Source organism: Arthrobacter pascens (genome assembly GCF_030816475.1).
GTDB lineage: Bacteria > Actinomycetota > Actinomycetes > Actinomycetales > Micrococcaceae > Arthrobacter > Arthrobacter pascens_B.
Window position 1 is genome coordinate 1653307 of sequence record NZ_JAUSXF010000001.1, and the last position, 19424, is coordinate 1672730.

A 19424-nucleotide genomic window follows, 5' to 3' on the forward strand; every position below is an offset into this window, starting at 1 on the left:
ATGAATCGGAACGGCACGCCAGAAGCCCGGCTGATTGCTGAGTAGCCGTCGGTCCCACCATCACGGGTGGGTTTCACGCCCGACGCCGGCCCGTGTCGTGGAACGTCACTCCGACCGTGTGATCCGCGGTGTGAAGCACGAGCATCGTTCGCTCTTGTTGTGAGCGGTGCGAAGGTCGTTGTCCTCAGCCTAGGGACGGGAGGGTTGCGCCGAGGTTGCAGCCCTGTGGCTCAGCTCACGGACGCCGGCGTGTTCCGGGTTCGGATTCCGTCGCAAAAACCCCGGCCGGAGTTCCTGTCCAGGAACTCCGGCCGGGGCGGGCTGAGCGGTTTGCGTCATACGCGGACGGCGGACGCCGGTCAGTAGAAGTGAAGGGTGTCCACGAGGTGGGGGAGGTCGCCGCCGGCGAGGAAGGTGCGCAGGTTACTGCAGAAGCGCTCCGCGATGAGGCGGTTCTCGGCCGAACTGAGTGCGGAAGTGTGCGGCGACACCATGACTTTGGGGTGGTCCCACAGCCGGCTGTCCTGGGGCAGAGGCTCCACCGCGAACACGTCGAGGCAGGCATACGAGACCTGCCCGTTGTCCAGGGCTTCCAGCAAGGCGTCCTCGTCTACCACGGTGCCACGTCCCACGTTGACGAAGACGGTGCCTGGCTTCATTGCGCCAAATGCCTCGCGGTTGAAGAGCTTTTCCGTATACGGTGTGCCGGGCAGGGTGTTCACGACGGCGTCGGCAGAGGCGAGCAGGCCGGCGAGGCCGTCATTGTCCGTGACCTGCTCGATGCCCTCGATGGGTTCCACTGTCCGCTTGGTGCCCGTGACCTTCATTCCCAGGGCACGCGCGATGCTGGCCGTCTCCAGGCCGATTTCGCCCAGGCCGGTCACCACCAGGGTGGAACCGCTGACGAGCCGTGTGGGGGTCCTCAGCTCAGGCCACACCTTCGCGGCCTGGTCCTGTGCCAGTTCGGCGCTGCGCTTGAAGCCGTTGAGAATCCCCAGTGCGGCGAATTCGGCAAGCGGCAGGGCATGGACACCGGCGGAGGTGGTTACGTGGAACTTCCCCAGTGTTGCCTGGTCCAGGCCGGACGCTTTGACGGCCCCACCAGCTCCGGCAGCCATGGCGTGCACCCATTGCAGCCGAGGGTTCTCACGCGCGATCCGGGCAAGGCCGGCCGGGTCCTCGTTCGGAAAGCCGTACAGGACCTGGGCCCGGTTCAGCATTGACCAGTAGCGGTTCTCCTGCTCGGGAGTTCGCCTGAAGCCGGGATCACCGGAGTGATCCGCCGGAAAGCGCTCAGGTGGCAGCAGTTCCGGGTCGTAGAGAACGGTAACGGAGGGGTCTACGGCGCGGATGCTGTCAACCAGCTCTGGTTCGAGGGGGACGGCGATCGCGACGATGGTTTCAGACGTCATAGTGTTCATCATACTGAATGAAGGCTAGAATATTGAACACACTCCCGCGCGTGAACACTGTTCACCTGCGCGGGGCACCACTAACCAGAGGGCCCCGCATGGGTGTACGGAAGGGTTTCGGCCGGCTTGGCCGACTAGTGATGACGCACGGGAATGAACACCCTGGGCTGCTCCGTCCAGGTCGGTTCCATTTCAGCCATGGTGCGGCGCATGATGCGGTCGGAGGCGTCCCGTGCCGCGGGACCGTCGCCCGCCGCAACGGCTTCCGCGAGGTCCACATGCCACTGCAAGGCTGTCTCATGAGGATGGTCTGGCATCAGGCCGTGGACTGTACGTCCGGTCAACGTCTCGGCGACCTGGCCCATCAGGTTCGCGAACATCTCATTGCCGGAACCGGAGAGGAGGAGGGAGTGGAAATGGATGTCCAGCTCCAGGAACCTCGGCACATCACCCGCGTGGCCCGCCTCGCGCATGGCGTGCGATATATCCACCAGCTCGTGCCGCAGTTTGACAGGGGCATTGGCCGCTGCCAGCTCCGCGGCAACAGGCTCGACGGCGGACCTCAACTCGGCGAGGGAGCGCAGTTGGGCGCCCCGGCCTTCTCCTGCGAGGCGCCAGCGGATGACCAAAGGATCAAAGGGGTTCCAGCTGCTGGACGGAAGGACCCGGATGCCGACTCGCTTGATCGTCTCAACCAGGCCCAGGGACTGCAGCACCCGCACTGCCTCCCGGATGACGGAGCGCGACACCCTCAGCTCTTCCTCGAGCTGTTCGGCCAGCATGACATGGCCGGCGGGAAGATCGCCGGTGACGATCCTGGTGCCAAGGTTCTCGATGGCGCGGTGGTGCAGGCTGGTGGACATAGGGGTAAGCATAATCGGAGGAAGGGGTGCCGAGAGGCAATCACAACCCTCCCGGAACAGGCTCCCGGTGGGCGGAGCCGGGCGGGAGCAGGAGCGCCGGCGGAGGCATTCTAAACTGAATGTGACGCGCGGCTTTCCACCACGTGGGCGCTACTTTCCCCTCGTCCGTGGGAATACATATGGTTTATTGAAACCACTGGTTCTAAAGAAGCGTGTTCCGCAGGAAGTGCGGAACCCATTGCACACACACTGCACAGAAATGAATTGGAGTTTTGATGTCAGCACACATCGGTGTCACCGGCCTTGCGGTGATGGGCGCCAACCTGGCCCGCAACCTGGCCCGGAACGGCTTCACCGTCGCCCTGCACAACAGGTCGGTCGAGAAGACTGATGCACTGCTCGAAAAGCACGGCAACGACGGGGACTTTGTCCGGACTGAAACCCTGCAGGAACTCGTTGATTCCCTGGAGAAGCCCCGCCGCGTCCTGATCATGGTCAAGGCCGGCAAACCGGTCGACTCCGTGATCGAGCAGCTTGAACCGCTCCTGGAGGCCGGCGACATCATCATCGACGCCGGCAACTCGCACTACGAGGACACCCGGCGCCGCGAAGCCGCGCTGGCGAAGAAGGACCTGCACTTCGTGGGCATCGGCGTCTCCGGCGGTGAGGAAGGCGCCCTCAACGGACCGTCCATCATGCCGGGCGGCTCCAGGGAGTCCTACGATGCACTGGGCCCGCTGCTTGAGAAGATCGCTGCCCAGGTCGACGGCCAGCCCTGCTGCGCCTGGATCGGCACCGACGGCGCGGGCCACTTCGTCAAGATGGTCCACAACGGCATCGAGTATGCCGACATGCAGGTCATCGGCGAAGCTTTTGACCTGCTCCGCTCAGGTGCAGGCATCGAGCCAGCAGAGCAAGCCAAGATCTTCGCTGAGTGGAACAAGGGCGATCTGGCCTCCTTCCTGATCGAGATCTCCGCCGAAGTCCTGGGCCACGTGGACGGCAAAACGGGCAAGCCGTTCGTTGACGTGGTGGTTGACGCCGCAGGCCAGAAGGGCACAGGTCGCTGGACTGTCATCTCAGCCCTTGAGCTCGGATCACCCACGTCCGGCATCGCCGAGTCCGTGTTTGCCCGCGCGCTGTCCTCCCAGGCAGAGCAGCGCAAGCTCGCCCAGGAGCTGCTCGCCGGTGAGGAAATCAACGTCGACGTTCCGGAAACCTTTGTTGAGGATGTCCGCCAGGCGCTGTACGCGTCCAAGCTGGTCTCCTACGCCCAGGGCCTGGACATGCTGACCTCCGCCGCCGTGGAATACGGATGGGACCTGAAGCTGGATGAGATCGCTTCGCTGTGGCGCGGCGGGTGCATCATCCGCGCCGAACTCCTGAAGGAAATCACCAAGGCCTATGCTGCCGAGGACAAGCCGGCCAACCTGCTGTTCGCCCCGGCATTCACCAAGGCCATCGCCGAGGTCCTGCCTGCCTGGCGCCGTGTGGTCTCCACCGCCGTCCAGCTGGGCATCCCGGTCCCGGTCTTTTCCTCTTCACTTGCCTACTACGACGGCCTGCGCCGCAAGCGCCTGCCTGCTGCAGTGATCCAGGGCCAGCGTGACCTCTTCGGCGCGCACACCTACGGCCGGGTCGACGCCGAGGGCACATTCCACACCCTGTGGGGCGAGGACAAGTCCGAAATCGAAGCCGTGGACACACACTAACTTCCACTGACCGCTTCACCAGCACGCTCATTGGCGGCCGGCAATTCCCGGATATTCTGGGAAATGCCGGCCGTTGGTGTTCCCGGTGGCGTTGTCCGTCCATCCAGGGAGTCAAACATGGCCACACCAGTAGTCCTCATCACTGGAGCATCCGCCGGGATCGGTTTCGAAGCTGCCAGGAAGCTCAGCAGCCACGGGTTCACCGTCTATGCCGGCGCCTCGCCAGGATGACTCAGCTGGTGTTGCCCGTCATGCGCCGGGCCGGCCAGGGACGGATCATCAACATCTCATCCATCGGCGGCAAGTTCTATGAGCCATTGGGCACCTGGTACCACGCGACGAAGTTCGCTGTAGAGGGGCATGAGCGACGCCCTGCGGCTGGAACTGAAGCCGCACGGGATCACCGTGTCCATCATCGATCCGGCCAGCACGCAGAGCGATTGATTGCCGGCGCCGTACTCCACGCTGCCAGCTCCGCACACCCCAGGACCCGGTATCCGGTGGGCAGGGGCGCCAGGCCCATTCTTGGTCTCAGGCGGCTCTTGCCGGACCGGCTTTACGACGCGCTGGTCATGGCAGTGCTGAAAACGCGTGGCGGGCTGAGCGTCAGAGATGGTATTCGATCTCGTATTCGGCCGGGTCGACGGCCGGTTTGGTCTCCCGCTGCGCGTCGCGGTGGCGCCACTTGGCAGGGACCCCGGTAACGATCGATTCCGGCGGTGCGTCCTTGACTACCACGGCGTTGGCACCCACAGCGCTGTCCCGGCCGATGATGATAGGCCCCAGGATTTTGGCGCCCGCGCCGATGGTCACACGGTCGCCGATAGTGGGGTGGCGCTTGACCTTTGCCAGGGAACGGCCGCCGAGAGTCACGCCGTGATAGATCATCACGTCCTCGCCGATTTCGGCCGTCTCCCCGATGACCACGCCCATGCCGTGGTCAATGAAGAACCGCCGGCCGATCGTCGCGCCGGGATGGATCTCGATGCCCGTCAGGAACCGGCCAAGCTGGGACACAAGCCGGGCCGGGAATCGCAGGCCTGGATTCTGCCACATACGGTGGGTCAGCCGGTGGATCCAGATGGCATGCAGCCCTGAATAGGCGAAAAAGTTCTCAAAAGAACCTCGAGCCGCCGGGTCGTGCGACCGGGCGGCGTCGAGGTCTTCCTTAAGTCTTGCGAAAAAGCCCACAAAGATCTTTCTACAGGAAACGGGCGGACGGCGGATTAATCAGCCGCGGATGTCGTCATAGAGCACGGTGGAGATGTAACGCTCACCGAAGTCGCAGACGACCGCCACAATCAGCTTGCCCGCGTTCTCGGGACGCTTGGCCAGTTCCAGCGCGCCCCAGACGATGGCGCCGGAGGAGATGCCGCCCAGGATGCCTTCGCGGATACCCAGGTCACGGGCCACGGACACGGAGTCCTCCAGGGTCGCGTCCAGGACCTCGTCGTAGATGTTGGTGTCCAGGAGTTCGGGGATGAAGTTGGCACCCAGACCCTGGATCTTGTGCGGGCCGGGGGAGCCGCCGTTCAGGATGGGAGAGTCTTTCGGCTCGACCGCAACGATCTGGACGTCGGGGTTGCGCTCCTTCAGGAACTGTCCGACGCCGGTGATGGTGCCGCCGGTGCCGATGCCGGAGACAAAGATGTCCACCTTGCCGTCGGTGTCCTTCCAGATTTCCTCCGCCGTGGTTTCACGGTGGATCCTGGGGTTGGCCTCGTTGGCGAACTGCTGGGCCCAGATGGAGTTCTCCGTGTTGGCCACTATTTCCTGGGCCTTCTCCACAGCGCCGCGCATGCCTTCGGAGCCGGGGGTCAGGACAATCTCGGCGCCAAAGGCGCGCAGCATGACACGGCGTTCGGTGGACATGGTTTCAGGCATGGTCAGGATGACCTTGTAGCCGCGGGCAGCGCCCACCATGGCCAGGGCGATGCCGGTGTTGCCGGATGTTCCTTCGACGATGGTTCCGCCGGGCTTGAGGGCGCCTGACTTTTCAGCGGCGTCAATGATTGCCACGCCGATACGGTCCTTGACGCTGTTGGCCGGGTTGTAGAACTCGAGCTTGACGGCAACCGTGGCGTCCAGCCCTTCGGTCAGCCGGTTCAGGCGGACCAGCGGGGTGTTGCCGACCAGCTGCGTTACATCGTCATAGATCCGTGCCATGTACATATGCCTATCTCTGAAGAGTGAATACTGAGGTCAGCCTAACGACGGCGGCCCGGCGGCTGCTAAGCATTAAGCCATGCAGAGTAATATTTCCTCGCCTTGGCCAGCTTGGGATTGATGATCACCTGGCAGTAACCCTGTTCGGGATGTTTGGCGTAGTAATCCTGGTGGAATTCTTCCGCCACGTAGAACCGGGGAAGCCTGCTGACCTCGGTGACTATCGGGTTCGCCCACAGCGCCTGGTTCCGTTCAATAGCTTCCTCGAAGAGAATCTTCTCCTCGGTCGTCTGGTAGAACATGGACGAGCGGTACTGTGTGCCGACGTCGTAGCCCTGCCGGTTGAGGGTGGTGGGATCGTGCAGGGCAAAGAACATGTCCAGGATGACCTCCGCTGGAATGATGTCCTCATCGAAAGTGACAGCCACTACTTCGGCATGACCGGTGGTCCCGCTGCATACAGAGTAGTAGTCCGGCTGTGGATCGTGGCCGCCCGTGTAGCCCGAAACCACCGAACTGACGCCCTTTGTTTTCTGGTAGACAGCGTCGAGGCACCAGAAGCAGCCTCCGCCAAGAACAAAAGTTTTCATGATCTCTTCAATGGTCGGCCGTCCCGGATGATTCCCCCACCACCTTACGAGACTGTTACGCGTGCAGGCCAGACGTTCGGATGGGGTAAAACTGTGACTATGGATCCCGTAAATACCGGTGTTACAGGCACGGACGGAAACGGCGGCGACGGGAACGGCGCTTCCGGCAAAACTACTGCCGGCGACAAGCCGGACGCCCCCACCCTTGGCCAGTTGCTGCTGGCGGTGGAGGAACTGTGGCCTGAATCGCTGGCGGAGAACTGGGATGAAGTGGGACTGGTGGCCGGCCACCCCTCCGCACCTGTCACCCGGGTGATGTTCGCCGTGGATCCGACACTGGAGGTCATTGACGAGGCTGTGGAGTGGGGCGCCGAACTGCTCATCACCCATCACCCCCTGCTGCTTAAAGGCGTCACGTCGGTGGCAGCGACCACAGCCAAAGGCAAAGCGATCCACCGGCTCATCGAGTCGGGCACCGCCCTGCTGACCGTCCACACCAACGGTGATTCCGCCGTTGGGGGTGTCTCCGATGTCCTGGCTGACGCCTTGGGGCTTGAGGGCGTCGCCCCGCTGACGGTAGCCGCCAACGGTCTGCCGGAAGAGGGGATCGGGCGCGTGGGGGAGCTTCCGGAGGTGACCAGCCTGGGTGATTTCGCTGCCCGCGTGTTCGGCATCCTTCCATCGGTGGCCGGAGGCGTCCGCGTCTCGGGTGACAAGGACGGCCTGGTGCGCAGGGTCGCTGTGTGCGGCGGGGCGGGAGATTCGCTGTTCAACGAGGTGCGTGCCAGTAACGCCGATGTCTATGTCACCGCTGACCTCCGGCACCACCCGGCCTCGGAGGCAAGGGAAGGAGCCGTGAACGGACGGCCTTACCTCATTGACGTCTCGCACTTCGCCAGCGAATGGCTGTGGCTCCCCGCGGCCGCGTCCGCACTGGGCAACGTGCTGGCCGATCAGGGCCATGATGTCGAGATCCGGGTAAGCACTACCAACAGTGATCCCTGGGACTTCATTCTGACTCCCGGCTAGGCCTGGAATGCGAGGGGCGCCGGGGGAGCGCAGGGGAGCAGGCCAGGCGCTAGAGTCTATAGAGCGCCGGAACGGTGCCCGGTTGCGGCCGGATGGATCAAGCGGAGGTATCAGTGGCTAAGGCAGCACCGGCGGAACAGTTGAAGTTGCTCGAACTGCAGGGGCTGGATGCGAAGCTCAAGTCCTTGTCCAACCGCCGCCGTGCCCTTGAAACAGATCCCCGGATCGAGGATCTGCAGTCCGCGCTTTCGGTGGCCAGCGGTGAACTGGGCGCAGCCAAGATGGCCGTCCACGACGCCGAGACCGAGCTTAAGCGCGCCGAGGCCGACGTGGAGCAGGTGGCGTCCCGCATTGAGCGCGACGAGGCCCGGTTGAACAGCGGGACAGGACTGTCCAAGGACCTGGTGGCCCTGCAGAAGGACATTGCCTCACTGAACAAGCGGCGTTCAGACCTTGAGGACGTGGAGCTTGAAGTGATGGAGCGCCTCGATTCGCTGCGGGCAAGGCAGGCGGCGCAGCAGGTGATCGTTGACGACATCCAGGCCTCGTTCGGCACCATCCGCGCCCAGCTCGATGAAGCCCTGGCGGAAGTGGATGCCGAAGCAGCCGTCGTCCGCGGCAAGCGCACCGAGTTCGCGGCCGGGCTCGACGCCGGACTGCTGGCGGTCTATGAGAAGACGCTGGCCAAGCGGGGAGTTGGCGCCGCCCGGCTGTTTCACGGCACGTCGGAGGCGTCCGGGATGAAACTCAGCCCCGGTGACCTCGCCGAGATTAAGTCGGCTTCTGAGGATGACATTGTCTTTTGCCCGGATTCCGGCTGCATCCTGGTCCGCTCCGCCGAATGGAACTGAGCACTAGTTGGGCAGGATGATGTTCAGGGCGTGCGCCTTCCTGGCTGAACCGTCAACGAGCTCCGCATCCCATTTCTCCTGCGCCGCTTTCAGCAGCTGAGCGGGCGTCCGCGGCGGGTTTCCGCGACGGGCCAGCAGGTGCCTGGCGAGCTCGCCCCGGGTGTGTTTGGCGAAGTGGCTGACCACTTTCCGCACCCCGTTGTCTTCTGTAAAGACATTGATGGCAACAGTCTGCGCCGGTGGCGGAGCCCAGGCCGCCGCGTAGGTGCTGGAACGGCAGTCCACCAGCAGTTCCCCGGCAGTGAGTTCAGTGAGGGCCTCCGCCAGCTGCGGCTTCCAGAACGAGGCGAGGCGTCCGACGTCGGGCAGCGGCGTCCCCATCGACAGCCGGTAGGCGGGGACCCTGTCCCCAAACCGGATGGCACCCCAGAGGGCTGAAATCACCAGCACTGAGTCGTCGGCCTTCCGGCGCTGCGCCGGGGTCAGGCTCCTGTAACCCAGTGCGTCATAAAGAACGCCGGAATAGATCTGGTGGGCAGGGGCGGCCGGTTCGGCTCCCAGCCGGGTGTTGCGTTCGACGTCGTCCTTCAGCGAGGCGCCCACGCCCAGCAGGGCCAGGGCGTCCTCATGCGCACTCACGGTACCGAGGGCCTCGAGGACTTTCGCCCGGTAGCTGTTGAGTGCCGGAAAACTCAGGGAAGACCAGTTGACGGCGGATCCGCCGGCTGCCGGGGTCTTGCCTTCGGAGGGGGGAAGCAGAATCAGCACCGTACGATACTACCGGCGGCGGGAGCATCAGCGGTGCGCCGGTAGACTGGATAACGGATGGGTTGACCAGGCGGCCGCGCGTCACGCAAGTGGCTCGAGGAACGTCCGGGCTCCGCAGGGCAGGGTGGTGGGTAACGCCCACTCGGGGTAACCCGCAGGCCAGTGCCACAGAGAACAGACCGCCTGGGTCGCGCCGGTTTGAAAGCGGCACGAACCAGGTAAGGGTGAAACGGTGGTGTAAGAGACCACCAGCTTCCCGGGTGACCGGGAAGGCTAGGTAAACCCCACCCGGAGCAAGGCCAGACAGGACACGTTTGAGGGCTGCCCGCCCGAGTGTCCGGGTAGGCCGCTGGAGGGTGCCGGCAACGGTACTCGTAGATGGATGGCCGCCGCTCCCTTTCCGGCAACGGAAGGGGAGGCACAGAACCCGGCGTATCGGTCAGCCCATCCATTAACCTGCCTGAGCTCACGGTGCAGCCAAGGCACACCCCTCCGCCAGCCGGCCTGAGGGCCATGTGAGTGATTTCACGCGACTCAGGCCATTCGCTGACTCCCGGCTAATTTACAATTGGAGACGGACGTAGAAGTTCTCCGCCGGAGCAGCGTTTGCAGCCGGCGGTTTTTCTTTGCACACGATCCAGGCACCCGGGGTGGACCGAATCCTGCCGGTGCCGGTGCCCCTGGACATCATCAGGTGGCAGACAACCGCATACGAGGACGTATGCGGCTGAACCGAGGAAGGTAGTTCTGTGAGCCAGACGTCAGATTCTTGTCTTGATACGTGGATGGGGCGGGAGGCCCTCGCCGAGGCCATGATCCCCGTGATCGGCCGGCTTTACCGCGAGAACAACGTGGTGACCAGCATCCACGGTCGCAGCCTGATCAACAAGTCCACCATGAACATCCTCAAGGCGCACCGCTTCGCCCGCCGGATGAGCAAGGATGAACTGCTCCTGGAGGAAACGGCCCCGCTGCTCAATGTGCTGGCCGGGCTGGAACTGGGAGCGGCGGCCATCGATATTGCCCGCCTCAACCAGAAGTTCAAGGAAGAGGCCGGAGACGCGACACTCGAGGAATTCCTCCGTGCCGAACTGGCCGATGTCGTGGGCAAACGGGGCGGCGACGACCGCACCAGCACCGACGTCGTGCTCTACGGCTTTGGCCGCATCGGCCGCCTGCTGGCGCGCCTCCTGATTGAAAAGGCAGGCGGCGGCCACGGCCTGCGGCTGCGCGCTATTGTGGTGCGACGCGGTTCGGACAAAGACCTGTCCAAGCGGGCAAGCCTCCTGCGCCGGGACTCGGTGCACGGCTCCTTCGAGGGAACCATCCGTGTGGATGAGGAAGCCAACACCATCACCGCCAACGGTGTCCAGGTCCAGGTCATTTACTCGGACAACCCGGCCACCATCGACTACACGGCCTACGGCATCCGCAACGCCCTGGTAGTGGATAACACAGGCCGCTGGCGCGATGCCGAAGGCCTCTCCCAGCACCTGCAGAGCACCGGCGTGTCCCGCGTGCTCCTCACGGCCCCGGGCAAGGGCGACCTGAAGAACATCGTCCACGGCATCAACCACGGCACCATCCTCGATTCCGACAAGATCGTCACTGCCGCCTCCTGCACCACTAATGCCATCACCCCGGTCCTGAAGGCCATCAACGACAAGTTCGGCGTGGTCCACGGCCATGTGGAAACTGTCCACTCGTTCACCAATGACCAGAACCTGATCGACAACTTCCACAAGGGCGATCGGCGCGGGCGCTCCGCCGCGCTGAACATGGTGATCACGGAAACGGGGGCTGCCAAAGCTGTCGCCAAGGCCTTGCCCGAACTGCTGGGCAAGCTCACGGGCAGCTCCATCCGAGTCCCCACACCGGATGTTTCCCTGGCGATCCTGAACCTCAGCCTCGAGCGGGGGACCACCAAGGACGAGATCAACAACTACCTGCGTGAAATGTCGCTGCATTCGGAGCTCCGCAAGCAGATCGACTACATCGATTCCCCTGAAGTTGTCTCCACGGACTTCGTCGGCTCCCGCCGCGCCGGGATCGTCGACGGCCTTGCCACCATCTCCAATGACAAGAACCTGGTTCTCTACGTCTGGTACGACAACGAGTTCGGCTACAGCTGCCAGGTGGTCCGTGTCATGGAGGAAATGGCCGGCGTCAACCCGCCGTCGTTCCCTGCGAAGGAAACCGCAGCAGCCCTCGCTGCAATCGCCGTTTAGTACCCAGCAGTACGCCACCCTTCGGATTCCGGGCATATTCTCGGCTGATTCACTGGAATCAGCCGGGAAACGGGACCACACTGGGGGCATGGAAAACGAATCGACTCTTCAACACGACACCACACTCGAACACGCCCTGGATGTGGCCAAGGCCAACCATAAGGAGGCCATCCGGCTTCTGGACAAGGCCCGCGAGGCACACAGGGCGGGGGATGTCAGTGAGGACCGGGTGCGCCAGCTCGAGGATCTCCTGCAACTGGCCGAAGAGGACCTCCGGAGGGTGACCCGGGAGCAGTAAGAGGGCTTCGACTCGACCGGCACCTGTCCTCCACACCTGTGGATAGCGGCCACGGAGTCGGTAGGGTGGCCTAGGCTCTTCTGGTGCACTACGTTTCCGGAAGGGCAGGCCGCCCGTGACCGTCAGTTGGACCGCGTACCGCCGCGCCCGCCGCCGTTCCAGGCAGGCCTGGGCGCTGCTCCTCGTGGTGGCTCTTGCGGTGGCGGCTTCCACCATCTGGTTCTTTACGGCTGGCCAGTTCTCTGCTGCGGAACGTGAGGTTGCCGGGCCAAGCGAGGCCCCTGTATTCGACGGCTCCTGGATGAAGCCCGTCATTCCAGTCCACCCTGTGCCCGTCGGTTCTGCCGCCGCCGCCCTGGCGAAACTCCCCGTCAAAGGACGAGCGCCCAAGGATAACTATCAGCGGGAGGCATTCGGGCAGGCGTGGCTGGACGTCGACCGGAACGGCTGCGACACCCGCAACGACATTCTGCGCCGTGACCTGACGGCCGTGGCTTTCACCGAGGGCTCCAAGTGCAAGGTGTCTTCGGGCGCATTCCAGGAGCCTTACACAGGGAAACTGGTTGATTTCCGCCGGGGGCCTGAGAGCAGCAAGGATGTCCAGATCGATCACGTCGTGGCGCTGGGGGATGCCTGGCAGAAGGGTGCCCAGCAGCTGACCCTGCAGCAGCGCCAGAGCCTGGCCAACGATCCTCTGAACCTGATCGCGGCAGATGGCGCCGCCAACCAGGAGAAGAGCGCAGGGGATGCCGCAACCTGGCTGCCGACAAACAAGAAGTTCCGCTGCCACTATGTGGCCCGGCAGATTTCCGTCAAGGCTGCCTACGGCCTGTGGGTGACGCAGGCTGAGAAGGATGCCATGGTACGCGTCCTGGACTCCTGCCCGGAGCAGTCCACCATCAAGGTAGGATGACCGCGCCTGCTGCGTGACGCTGTGTGACCAGGCCAGCTAGTGTCCGAACGGGTCCGGATCCACGCCCGGCATCCAGGTCAGCCCTGGAACACCCCAGCCGTTGTTCTTGGCCTGCTTCATGGCCTTCCGGGCGTACCGGTCCAGCAGGCGGTTGACGTACAGCTTGCCGTCCAGATGGTCGTATTCGTGCTGGATGACCCGGGCGAACCATCCGGTCGCCTCGAATTCGACAGGCTTTCCTTCACCGTCAAAACCCGTGACCCTTGCCCACTCGGCACGCTTGAGCGGATAGGTACCGCCGGGGAACGAGAGGCACCCCTCTTCTTCCTCATCTGGATCAGGGAGTGCGCCGGAGATCTTGGACAAGGTCAGGACTGGGTTGACGAGGACGCCCGTGGCGGGTGCGCCGTCGTCATTGGCGAACTTGTAGACAAAGACCCTCTTGCCTACCCCTACCTGAGGGGCGGCAAGCCCTACGCCGTTGGCGGCGTCGTTGGTTTCGAACATGTCGTCAATCAGTGTCCGCAGCTCGTCGTCGAACACCTCAACCTCGGAAGCCCGGCGGTGAAGCACCGGTTCCCCCCAGATAGTGATTGGCAGAACTGTCATGTCAGGCGGGTCCTTCGGGTCGCGGCGTGCTGCCGGCATTTGTACAAAAAAGGAGGCCGCACCGGATATCCGGTGCGGCCTCCTTGGTGGACGGCGGCAAGTACCATCCTGTGAGGGTGAGCTACGGGGGTTGAACCCGCGACCTCCTGGACCACAACCAGGCGCTCTGCCAACTGAGCTAAGCCCACCATGCGCCGTTCAGATCTTCCGGCTGGCCGGCTGTCTGGAAAGGCAACTCAAATAGCTTACCTGTTGTTCCGGGGTGGTTTTGCCACTTTTGTCCTTTTTGCCGGAAATTACCGCAAACGTGCTGCAGATTACTTTTCCGGCACCCCGGAGGCTGTGGCGGTTGCGGCCTCACCGGGAGTTTCGTCCGGGCTGCTGCCGGCTGCGATCCGCCGGGAGATCCTCTGGGCGGTTGCGCTGTCCGGGCCCGGTGCGGGCACGAAGACCGCCTCTCGGTAGTAGCGGAGTTCGTCGATGGAGTCCTTGATGTCCCCGAGTGCCCGGTGGCCACCTTTTTTCGCCGGGGACTGGAAGTATGCGCGGGCGAACCAACGCCGGGAGAGTTCCTTGATGGTGCTCACATCGATGACGCGGTAGTGCAGATGCTCCACGATTGCCGGCATATCCCGGGAGAGGAATACGCGGTCCGTTCCTACCGAGTTGCCGCCAAGCGGTGCTCTGCGGGGGTCAGGGACCCATGCCTCTATGTACTCCATGAGGACGGCCTCGGCTTCGGCCATCGTCTTTCCGTGCGGAAGTTCCTGAAGGAGCCCGGACCGGGTGTGCATGTCGCGGACGAAGTCGTTCATCTGGGCGAGCGCGGCGTCGTCGGGCTTGATCACCACATCCACACCGTCACCCAGGATGTTCAGCTCGGAGTCTGTTACGAGGGCTGCCACTTCGATCAGGGCGTCGTTTTTGATGTCCAGACCGGTCATTTCGCAGTCGATCCAGACAATGCGTTCGTTAGTTATAGGCACTGGACCAGCCTACCGTTTCGCTCTGCAGGGGCCGCCCGATGCTAGGATTTCGGATACGACGGCGGTGTTTTCCGCCGCCGTTATATGCCTTGGGCGGCCTGCGCGGTCCGCCGGGCAGAAGCGTGCAACCCAAGAGATTGGACGATCCTGAGATGACGGCGCCTATGCCTGCAACGGGGGAGATGGCCGCCAACACGATCCCGGAGATTGCTGCGGCGGAAGTGGACAACGCCCGGTCTCCACTCATTGCGGGGTTTGTCGGCTCGGTCTTCATGATGATCGGATCCCTGGGCGTCGGCTGGCTTGCTCCGGTCTCCGAACTTCGGAGGATGCCGCTCTTCATCTGGATGCGCACCGAGGCAATGGGTGTTGCCCTGTCCATCATTCTCCTGGCGATCGGCGGCATGCTCCTGGTCCGCGCCTGGCTGCGCCTCGGACAGCGGGTCAGGGTATGGGGACTCCAGGCCCGGCGTGCCACTCTGTGGGCCGTGGCGGCCTGGGGCCTGCCCATGATGTTCACGGTGCCGCTGTTCAGCCGGGACGTGTACGCCTATATCGGCCAGGGCCGGCTGATGGTGGAGGGCTTCAACCCCTACGAGAATGGCATTTCGGCCCTGTCCAACTATTTCCAGCTTGGCGCGGACAAAATGTGGACAGAGGCTCCCGTGCCATACGGCCAGCTCTTCCTGTGGATCGAACAGTTTGTTGTCTGGTCCACCAACGTGCAACCCGAAGCCAGCGTGATGCTGTTCCGGCTGGCAGCCCTGATCGGCATTGTGCTCTGCATCATCTATGTCCCCAAGCTGGCCAAGCTGCACGGTGTCAATCCGCACCGCGCCCTCTGGCTGACGGCCGCCAATCCGCTGTTCCTGACCAACTTCATCGCCAGCGTCCACAACGATGCCCTGATGATCGGGCTGGCCCTCGCCGGCCTCTACTACTGCGCCACACGCCGGGTTGTGCTCGGCATTGTCCTGGTAACCCTGTCCATCTCGGTCAAACCCATCACGATCGTTTTCTTGCCGTTCATCGGACTCCTCTGGGCGGGCAAGGGCGCAAGCTGGCCCAGGAAGGTCCTCTTCTGGGGTCTCACCGGCGGGTTGAGCCTGGCCTTGCTCTATGCCATGAGCCGGGTCAACGGCTTCGGGTTCGGCTGGATCAACGGGCTCTCGGCTCCGGGCAGCATCTGGATCTGGTACGCGCCGGTGGGACTGATGGGCCTGGTGGTTGCCTCCATCGCCAACGCCTTCAGCCTGGACGGCTGGGGACTCGCGAAATGGGTGTACGACGCCGGGAAGCTGCTTGCCGTCGGCATTGTCGCCTGGCAGATCTTCAGAGGTGACTACGACCGCCTCATGCGGCGGCTGACGCTTGCCTTCGCGGCAGTGGTGATCCTGGCACCCATGATCCAGTCCTGGTACGTGGTCTGGCTGATCCCGCTGTTTGCTGTCACCGGTATCCGCGACGACTGGCAGGTCAAGGCCCTCTACTTCATCGTCTCCTTCTTCATGGTCTACGCCATCTCGGATCAGCTGGAGGTCTTCCCCTATCTGCAGACCGAAGACCTTGGCCTGGCGCTGGCACTGGCGCGCAACGCGGCCGCCATCATCGCGCTGCTGTTCGCCCTGTACCTGATTTTCCTGGACCCCCGCACCAAGCAGCTGTTCAGCAAATCGGACCAGCCCGTCACCACCCGCCCTGTCATCTAGCCGGACTTCAAAGGTTCCGCAGCGCTTCGCGGCGGGACAACGCGCTAAGCCGTCCGGCGCGGCCTGCCACGAAGCCCCTCACCCAGTCCGGATCCGTCTTGCCGTACTCCCGCAGCGCCCATCCGATGGCCTTGCGGATGAAGAATTCCGGATCCGCCAGGTTTGCCTCGATGACGTCACGAAGCAGTTCGGGATCTGTCCCGGCTTTCGCCTTCAGCTGGGCGGTGATGGAAGCCCGCCTGATCCAGAAGTCCTCGTCCGTGCTCCAGCCCCGCAGCACCGCCGTCAGCATGGGGCGGTGGGCCTGCAGCAGCGTGCAGAGCCTGTCCGCCACGCCGTCAACGAAGTCCCACCAGGCTCCGCTCCTGATGATTTCCTCATAAACCGGCAGCATCTCCGGCGCGGCGGCCGAAAGGCGGAGGCCGGTGAGGTCGATCGCTGCATAACGCTCTTCCCGGACCGTCGCCTTCCGCCACAGTTCCAGGACGGTGGCGCGAAGCTGTTCCACCGAATCGAAGGGGTGGTCTGCCGCCACGGCCAGGGTCAGCCGCCGGACCTCGGGAACCCTGACACCCAGGGACGGGATGGATGATTTCATGTACGCCTGGGCCCCGGCCGCGCGGGCGGGGTCGGCGCGCTGGTGCAGGGCCGCCCGGATCGCGGCCAGAAGTTCATCGTTGATCTCCGTGGTTACCATTCAGCAACTCTAGCGAAGCCCCTTCGGGCGTTGGCCGCTTGCGATATGGTAGTTAGCGCTAACAAATGCTCAGGGACACAGAGGATCCACCATGCCGGTTACGGAACACAGCATTGCATTCGGGCCCTACTCGGCCGTTATCACCACCCGCGGCGGCGCACTGCGCGAACTCCGCTTCGAGGGCCGGGACCTCGTGGTCAGCTTCGCCGCCGGCGGTTCCATCCCGGACTATCGCGGAGTCATCTGCGCGCCGTGGCCCAACCGCCTGGCCGACGGCAGGTACAGCTACGGCGGGCGGAGCTTTCAGGCTGACATCAACGAACCGGAGCGCGGCGCCGCCCTCCATGGGCTGGTTACCGGGAGGGAATGGGAACTGCGTGGCAAGTCAGGCCAATCGGTAACGCTCGGCTGCACTGTTGAAGCCGGTGAGGCGTACCCGTCCGGGCTGGACCTGGCAGTCACCTACTCACTCTCGGTTGACGGGCTCCACAGCGAGGTCCGGGCCGTGAACAGCGGTACTGAGACGGCGCCATACGGGTTGTGCCCGCATCCCTATCTCGTGGCCGGGGCGTCACCGCTGGATGACTGGACGCTGGAACTGCCGGCGAAGGAGTTCATGTCAGTTTCCGCCGACCGGCTGCTTCCCGAGGGCATGGAGATCGTGGAAGGCCATGAGTTCGACTTCCGCGCCGCACGCCGCCTGGATTCGGTAAGGATCGACCATGCCTTCACGGGCATCACCCGGGACGACGACGGGCTTGCTGCTGTCCGTGTCCTCGATCCTTCAGGAACAGGGGTGGAGCTGGCATGGGACCGGAGCTGGCCCTGGGTGCAGGTCCATACCGCAGACAAGCCCACAGGCAAGGACCGGCTGGGCCTGGCAGTCGAGCCCATGACCTGCCCGCCGGACGCGTTCAACTCAGGAACGGACCTGATCCACCTCCAGCCCGGCGAATCACATGCGGCAGCATGGACTATCCGGGCACTGGGCTAGGACCCGCAGCCTCTGCTACACACTGTTGGCCGGATCAGCCGGTAGTGCCGAGGTCCAGGCGTACCACGGCACGTCCGGGGACGGCCGTGCTTGCCACCTTGAAACCCGCATTCAGAAACAGCTTCAGGGTGCCGTGATAGAGGTCAGCGGCTCCCGCCTTCGGACGCAGGGCGGGATCGACGGGGTAGCCTTCCACCACCGCGGCGCCATGAATCCGGGCGTGCTCGACGGCGGCCTGCAGCAGTGCGGGCGCCACCCCGCTGCGGCGGTGTCCGGCTGCCACGACGAAGCAGGTCACCGACCATACGCCAGCCGGACCGGCCTTGGCCTCCGGAGGGACCTGCTCTGGATCCGTCTCCGCCAGGCGGAGCACCTGTGACCTGAGCACGCGGGGATAGCACGTCCGGGGCTCCACGGCGCACCACCCCACCGGTTCCCCGTCCCGGTAAGCCAGGACGCCGGGCGAGGGCGTTCCGCCGTCGAACTTTCCCTTCAACTGCTCCTTACGCCCAGCCGGATCAAGCGCCAAATATTCAGGGCCGGTCAGGGCAAAGTACCGGCACCAGCAACGGGAGGGTTCGCCGCGCATGCCAAAGAGCAGCTCCACGTCGCCCCACTCCGCCGCGGCCGTCACAACGGGTGCGGTGGGCTTGTCCTTCATGCCTACAGGCTAGTCCTGGGGACGCCGTTTTACTTGGCAAACGCATTCCCGCTAATCTGGACTTAAATCCCGCACCATTCCGCTTCCTCCTGATACGGGGCCGCTGCAACGGAAAGAACATCAATGACTCTTGGAGAGCACCCGGACCTGGCGGACTGGCGCAGGTCAGCCCTCACGCCCGGCATATGCTCAGTGACGCTGCGCCAGTGCACTATCGGCGAAGTGGTGGGAACAGTCGCCGAGGCCGGCCTGGCCGGCGTCGAGTGGGGGACGGACGTGCACATCCGCGACGCCTCCTCAGCCGATGAGGCGCGTGAGGCGACAGCGGCGTCCGGCCTGGAAGTGCTCTCGCTGGGTTCGTACTACCGTGTGGGCAGTTCGGGCGGCTTTGCTGCCCTCGCCGATCTTGCCGTTCGCCTCGGCGCTCCCAGGATCAGGGTCTGGGCCGGTGAACAGGGCTCGGCAGAGGCAGATACCGCCACATGGAATGCGGTGGTACAGGACGCGCAGCGCATAGCGGAACTTGCGGCCGAACGCTCACTCGAGATCGCCTTCGAATACCACGGCGGCACGTTGACGGACACGGCCGCCACAACCCTCCGGCTGCTTGAGCGGGTGGACCGCGGCAACGTCAGGACGTACTGGCAGCCCGCCGTCGGCCTGTCCGACCAGGCAGCGCTCGAATCCCTTCATCGCGTGCTGCCGTACGTTTCCGGCGTACACTGCTTTTCCTGGTGGCCGGAGCAGGAGAGGCTGCCCCTCAGCGGCCGGAAGCAGCTCTGGCAGTCAGTGGCGGACATCCTGCGTGAGGCCGGACAGCCTGTTGACATGATGCTCGAGTTCGTGGCGGACGACCTTCCCGCCAATGTCGGCAGTGACGCTGAATTCCTGAATCACATTGCTCTGGGCGAGGACTGAGTCCACCCGGCCGGCGCAAG

21 protein-coding genes, 1 tRNA gene and 1 other RNA gene are annotated in these 19424 nt (G+C 64.0%); 12 read left to right on the plus strand and 11 right to left on the minus strand.

Annotation, left to right across the window (positions count from 1 at the left end; genetic code table 11):
• Window positions 1–359: 359 nt before the first annotated feature.
• Together QFZ40_RS07605 and QFZ40_RS07610 are read right to left on the minus strand one after the other, a co-directional pair.
• A complete protein-coding gene (locus QFZ40_RS07605; protein ID WP_306903687.1) occupies window positions 360–1424 on the minus strand; it encodes a D-2-hydroxyacid dehydrogenase in 1065 nt (354 codons plus the stop codon).
• A gap of 122 nt (window positions 1425–1546) precedes the next feature.
• Window positions 1547–2275 (minus strand): FadR/GntR family transcriptional regulator, encoded by a 729-nt coding sequence (locus QFZ40_RS07610; protein WP_306903688.1) that lies wholly within the window; start codon window positions 2273–2275, stop codon window positions 1547–1549.
• A 275-nt stretch (window positions 2276–2550) separates the two neighbouring features.
• Between QFZ40_RS07610 and gndA the strand changes: the two genes are divergently transcribed.
• The 3 genes from gndA (at window position 2551) to QFZ40_RS21635 (ending at window position 4691) form a co-directional block, all read left to right on the plus strand.
• Window positions 2551–3987 (plus strand): NADP-dependent phosphogluconate dehydrogenase, encoded by a 1437-nt coding sequence (gene gndA / locus QFZ40_RS07615; RefSeq protein WP_306903689.1) that lies wholly within the window; start codon window positions 2551–2553, stop codon window positions 3985–3987.
• 117 nt (window positions 3988–4104) lie between these two features.
• Window positions 4105–4218: an SDR family NAD(P)-dependent oxidoreductase gene (locus tag QFZ40_RS21630; RefSeq protein WP_373427410.1), complete on the plus strand. Its 114-nt coding sequence runs from the start codon at window positions 4105–4107 to the stop codon at window positions 4216–4218.
• 20 nt (window positions 4219–4238) lie between these two features.
• Entirely contained in the window at window positions 4239–4691 is a 453-nt protein-coding gene (locus QFZ40_RS21635; RefSeq protein WP_373427466.1) for an SDR family NAD(P)-dependent oxidoreductase, read from the plus strand.
• On the opposite strand, the gene epsC is transcribed toward QFZ40_RS21635, so the two are convergent.
• From epsC to msrA, 3 genes are all read right to left on the minus strand, one after another.
• On the minus strand, window positions 4594–5178 hold the full coding sequence (gene epsC, locus QFZ40_RS07625) for a serine O-acetyltransferase EpsC (RefSeq protein ID WP_306903690.1): 585 nt from the start codon (window positions 5176–5178) through the stop codon (window positions 4594–4596). The two genes, QFZ40_RS21635 and epsC, sit on opposite strands and share 98 nt — an antisense overlap.
• Window positions 5179–5217: 39 nt before the next feature.
• A complete protein-coding gene (cysK, locus tag QFZ40_RS07630; protein WP_306903691.1) occupies window positions 5218–6153 on the minus strand; it encodes a cysteine synthase A in 936 nt (311 codons plus the stop codon).
• Window positions 6154–6218: 65 nt separating this feature from the next.
• Window positions 6219–6743, minus strand: coding sequence for a peptide-methionine (S)-S-oxide reductase MsrA (gene msrA / locus QFZ40_RS07635; RefSeq protein WP_306903692.1), 525 nt, complete (start codon window positions 6741–6743; stop codon window positions 6219–6221).
• A gap of 99 nt (window positions 6744–6842) precedes the next feature.
• On the opposite strand from msrA, the gene QFZ40_RS07640 reads away from it, so the two are divergent.
• Window positions 6843–7772 carry a Nif3-like dinuclear metal center hexameric protein gene (locus QFZ40_RS07640; RefSeq protein ID WP_306903693.1) on the plus strand — a complete coding sequence of 310 codons (930 nt, stop codon included), beginning with the start codon at window positions 6843–6845 and terminating at the stop codon, window positions 7770–7772.
• A gap of 113 nt (window positions 7773–7885) precedes the next feature.
• Window positions 7886–8623 carry a zinc ribbon domain-containing protein gene (locus tag QFZ40_RS07645; protein ID WP_306903695.1) on the plus strand — a complete coding sequence of 246 codons (738 nt, stop codon included), beginning with the start codon at window positions 7886–7888 and terminating at the stop codon, window positions 8621–8623.
• 3 nt (window positions 8624–8626) lie between these two features.
• Here the strand turns inward: QFZ40_RS07645 and QFZ40_RS07650 are convergent, their stop codons facing one another.
• Window positions 8627–9391, minus strand: coding sequence for a YaaA family protein (locus QFZ40_RS07650; protein WP_306903697.1), 765 nt, complete (start codon window positions 9389–9391; stop codon window positions 8627–8629).
• A gap of 58 nt (window positions 9392–9449) precedes the next feature.
• Here QFZ40_RS07650 and rnpB point away from each other — a divergent pair.
• The 4 genes from rnpB (at window position 9450) to QFZ40_RS07670 (ending at window position 12830) form a co-directional block, all read left to right on the plus strand.
• Window positions 9450–9842: RNase P RNA component class A (rnpB, locus tag QFZ40_RS07655), an RNA gene on the plus strand.
• Between the two features lie 298 nt (window positions 9843–10140).
• The gene (locus QFZ40_RS07660; protein ID WP_306903698.1) at window positions 10141–11619 is read left to right on the plus strand and encodes a glyceraldehyde-3-phosphate dehydrogenase; all 1479 of its coding nucleotides are present in this window, start codon (window positions 10141–10143) and stop codon (window positions 11617–11619) included.
• 88 nt (window positions 11620–11707) lie between these two features.
• Complete coding sequence (locus QFZ40_RS07665) at window positions 11708–11917, plus strand: hypothetical protein (protein WP_306903699.1); 210 nt, start codon at window positions 11708–11710, stop codon at window positions 11915–11917.
• Window positions 11918–12032: 115 nt separating this feature from the next.
• Entirely contained in the window at window positions 12033–12830 is a 798-nt protein-coding gene (locus QFZ40_RS07670) for an HNH endonuclease family protein (RefSeq protein WP_306903700.1), read from the plus strand.
• A 36-nt stretch (window positions 12831–12866) separates the two neighbouring features.
• Here the strand turns inward: QFZ40_RS07670 and def are convergent, their stop codons facing one another.
• The 3 genes from def to orn form a co-directional block, all read right to left on the minus strand.
• The gene (def, locus tag QFZ40_RS07675) at window positions 12867–13439 is read right to left on the minus strand and encodes a peptide deformylase (RefSeq protein ID WP_306903701.1); all 573 of its coding nucleotides are present in this window, start codon (window positions 13437–13439) and stop codon (window positions 12867–12869) included.
• Window positions 13440–13554: 115 nt separating this feature from the next.
• Window positions 13555–13627 (minus strand) — tRNA-His (locus QFZ40_RS07680).
• A 129-nt stretch (window positions 13628–13756) separates the two neighbouring features.
• Window positions 13757–14425, minus strand: a complete 669-nt coding sequence (gene orn / locus QFZ40_RS07685) for an oligoribonuclease (RefSeq protein WP_306903702.1) — start codon at window positions 14423–14425, stop codon at window positions 13757–13759.
• Between the two features lie 152 nt (window positions 14426–14577).
• On the opposite strand from orn, the gene mptB reads away from it, so the two are divergent.
• Window positions 14578–16134, plus strand: a complete 1557-nt coding sequence (gene mptB, locus QFZ40_RS07690; RefSeq protein ID WP_306903703.1) for a polyprenol phosphomannose-dependent alpha 1,6 mannosyltransferase MptB — start codon at window positions 14578–14580, stop codon at window positions 16132–16134.
• A 7-nt stretch (window positions 16135–16141) separates the two neighbouring features.
• Here the strand turns inward: mptB and QFZ40_RS07695 are convergent, their stop codons facing one another.
• The gene (locus QFZ40_RS07695; RefSeq protein ID WP_306903704.1) at window positions 16142–16831 is read right to left on the minus strand and encodes a DNA alkylation repair protein; all 690 of its coding nucleotides are present in this window, start codon (window positions 16829–16831) and stop codon (window positions 16142–16144) included.
• A gap of 91 nt (window positions 16832–16922) precedes the next feature.
• Between QFZ40_RS07695 and QFZ40_RS07700 the strand changes: the two genes are divergently transcribed.
• Entirely contained in the window at window positions 16923–17825 is a 903-nt protein-coding gene (locus QFZ40_RS07700) for an aldose 1-epimerase family protein (protein WP_306903705.1), read from the plus strand.
• Between the two features lie 34 nt (window positions 17826–17859).
• On the opposite strand, the gene QFZ40_RS07705 is transcribed toward QFZ40_RS07700, so the two are convergent.
• A complete protein-coding gene (locus QFZ40_RS07705; RefSeq protein ID WP_306903706.1) occupies window positions 17860–18486 on the minus strand; it encodes a GNAT family N-acetyltransferase in 627 nt (208 codons plus the stop codon).
• A 123-nt stretch (window positions 18487–18609) separates the two neighbouring features.
• Here QFZ40_RS07705 and QFZ40_RS07710 point away from each other — a divergent pair, with 123 nt between their 5' ends.
• Window positions 18610–19404 carry a sugar phosphate isomerase/epimerase family protein gene (locus QFZ40_RS07710; protein ID WP_306903707.1) on the plus strand — a complete coding sequence of 265 codons (795 nt, stop codon included), beginning with the start codon at window positions 18610–18612 and terminating at the stop codon, window positions 19402–19404.
• Window positions 19405–19424 lie beyond the last annotated feature (20 nt).

What these genes read in the sequence shown, in the direction of transcription:
- mptB (WP_306903703.1), top strand. Translation starts at nt 14,578, where the DNA reads ATGACGGCGCCTATGCCTGCAACGGGGGAGATGGCCGCCAACACGATC.
- QFZ40_RS07705 (WP_306903706.1), bottom strand. Translation starts at nt 18,486, where the DNA reads ATGAAGGACAAGCCCACCGCACCCGTTGTGACGGCCGCGGCGGAGTGG.
- QFZ40_RS07710 (WP_306903707.1), top strand. Translation starts at nt 18,610, where the DNA reads ATGACTCTTGGAGAGCACCCGGACCTGGCGGACTGGCGCAGGTCAGCC.
- QFZ40_RS07700 (WP_306903705.1), top strand. Translation starts at nt 16,923, where the DNA reads ATGCCGGTTACGGAACACAGCATTGCATTCGGGCCCTACTCGGCCGTT.
- QFZ40_RS21635 (WP_373427466.1), top strand. Translation starts at nt 4,239, where the DNA reads ATGCGCCGGGCCGGCCAGGGACGGATCATCAACATCTCATCCATCGGC.
- msrA (WP_306903692.1), bottom strand. Translation starts at nt 6,743, where the DNA reads ATGAAAACTTTTGTTCTTGGCGGAGGCTGCTTCTGGTGCCTCGACGCT.
- cysK (WP_306903691.1), bottom strand. Translation starts at nt 6,153, where the DNA reads ATGGCACGGATCTATGACGATGTAACGCAGCTGGTCGGCAACACCCCG.
- gndA (WP_306903689.1), top strand. Translation starts at nt 2,551, where the DNA reads ATGTCAGCACACATCGGTGTCACCGGCCTTGCGGTGATGGGCGCCAAC.
- QFZ40_RS07695 (WP_306903704.1), bottom strand. Translation starts at nt 16,831, where the DNA reads ATGGTAACCACGGAGATCAACGATGAACTTCTGGCCGCGATCCGGGCG.
- def (WP_306903701.1), bottom strand. Translation starts at nt 13,439, where the DNA reads ATGACAGTTCTGCCAATCACTATCTGGGGGGAACCGGTGCTTCACCGC.
- QFZ40_RS07610 (WP_306903688.1), bottom strand. Translation starts at nt 2,275, where the DNA reads ATGTCCACCAGCCTGCACCACCGCGCCATCGAGAACCTTGGCACCAGG.
- QFZ40_RS21630 (WP_373427410.1), top strand. Translation starts at nt 4,105, where the DNA reads ATGGCCACACCAGTAGTCCTCATCACTGGAGCATCCGCCGGGATCGGT.
- QFZ40_RS07665 (WP_306903699.1), top strand. Translation starts at nt 11,708, where the DNA reads ATGGAAAACGAATCGACTCTTCAACACGACACCACACTCGAACACGCC.
- QFZ40_RS07605 (WP_306903687.1), bottom strand. Translation starts at nt 1,424, where the DNA reads ATGATGAACACTATGACGTCTGAAACCATCGTCGCGATCGCCGTCCCC.
- QFZ40_RS07640 (WP_306903693.1), top strand. Translation starts at nt 6,843, where the DNA reads ATGGATCCCGTAAATACCGGTGTTACAGGCACGGACGGAAACGGCGGC.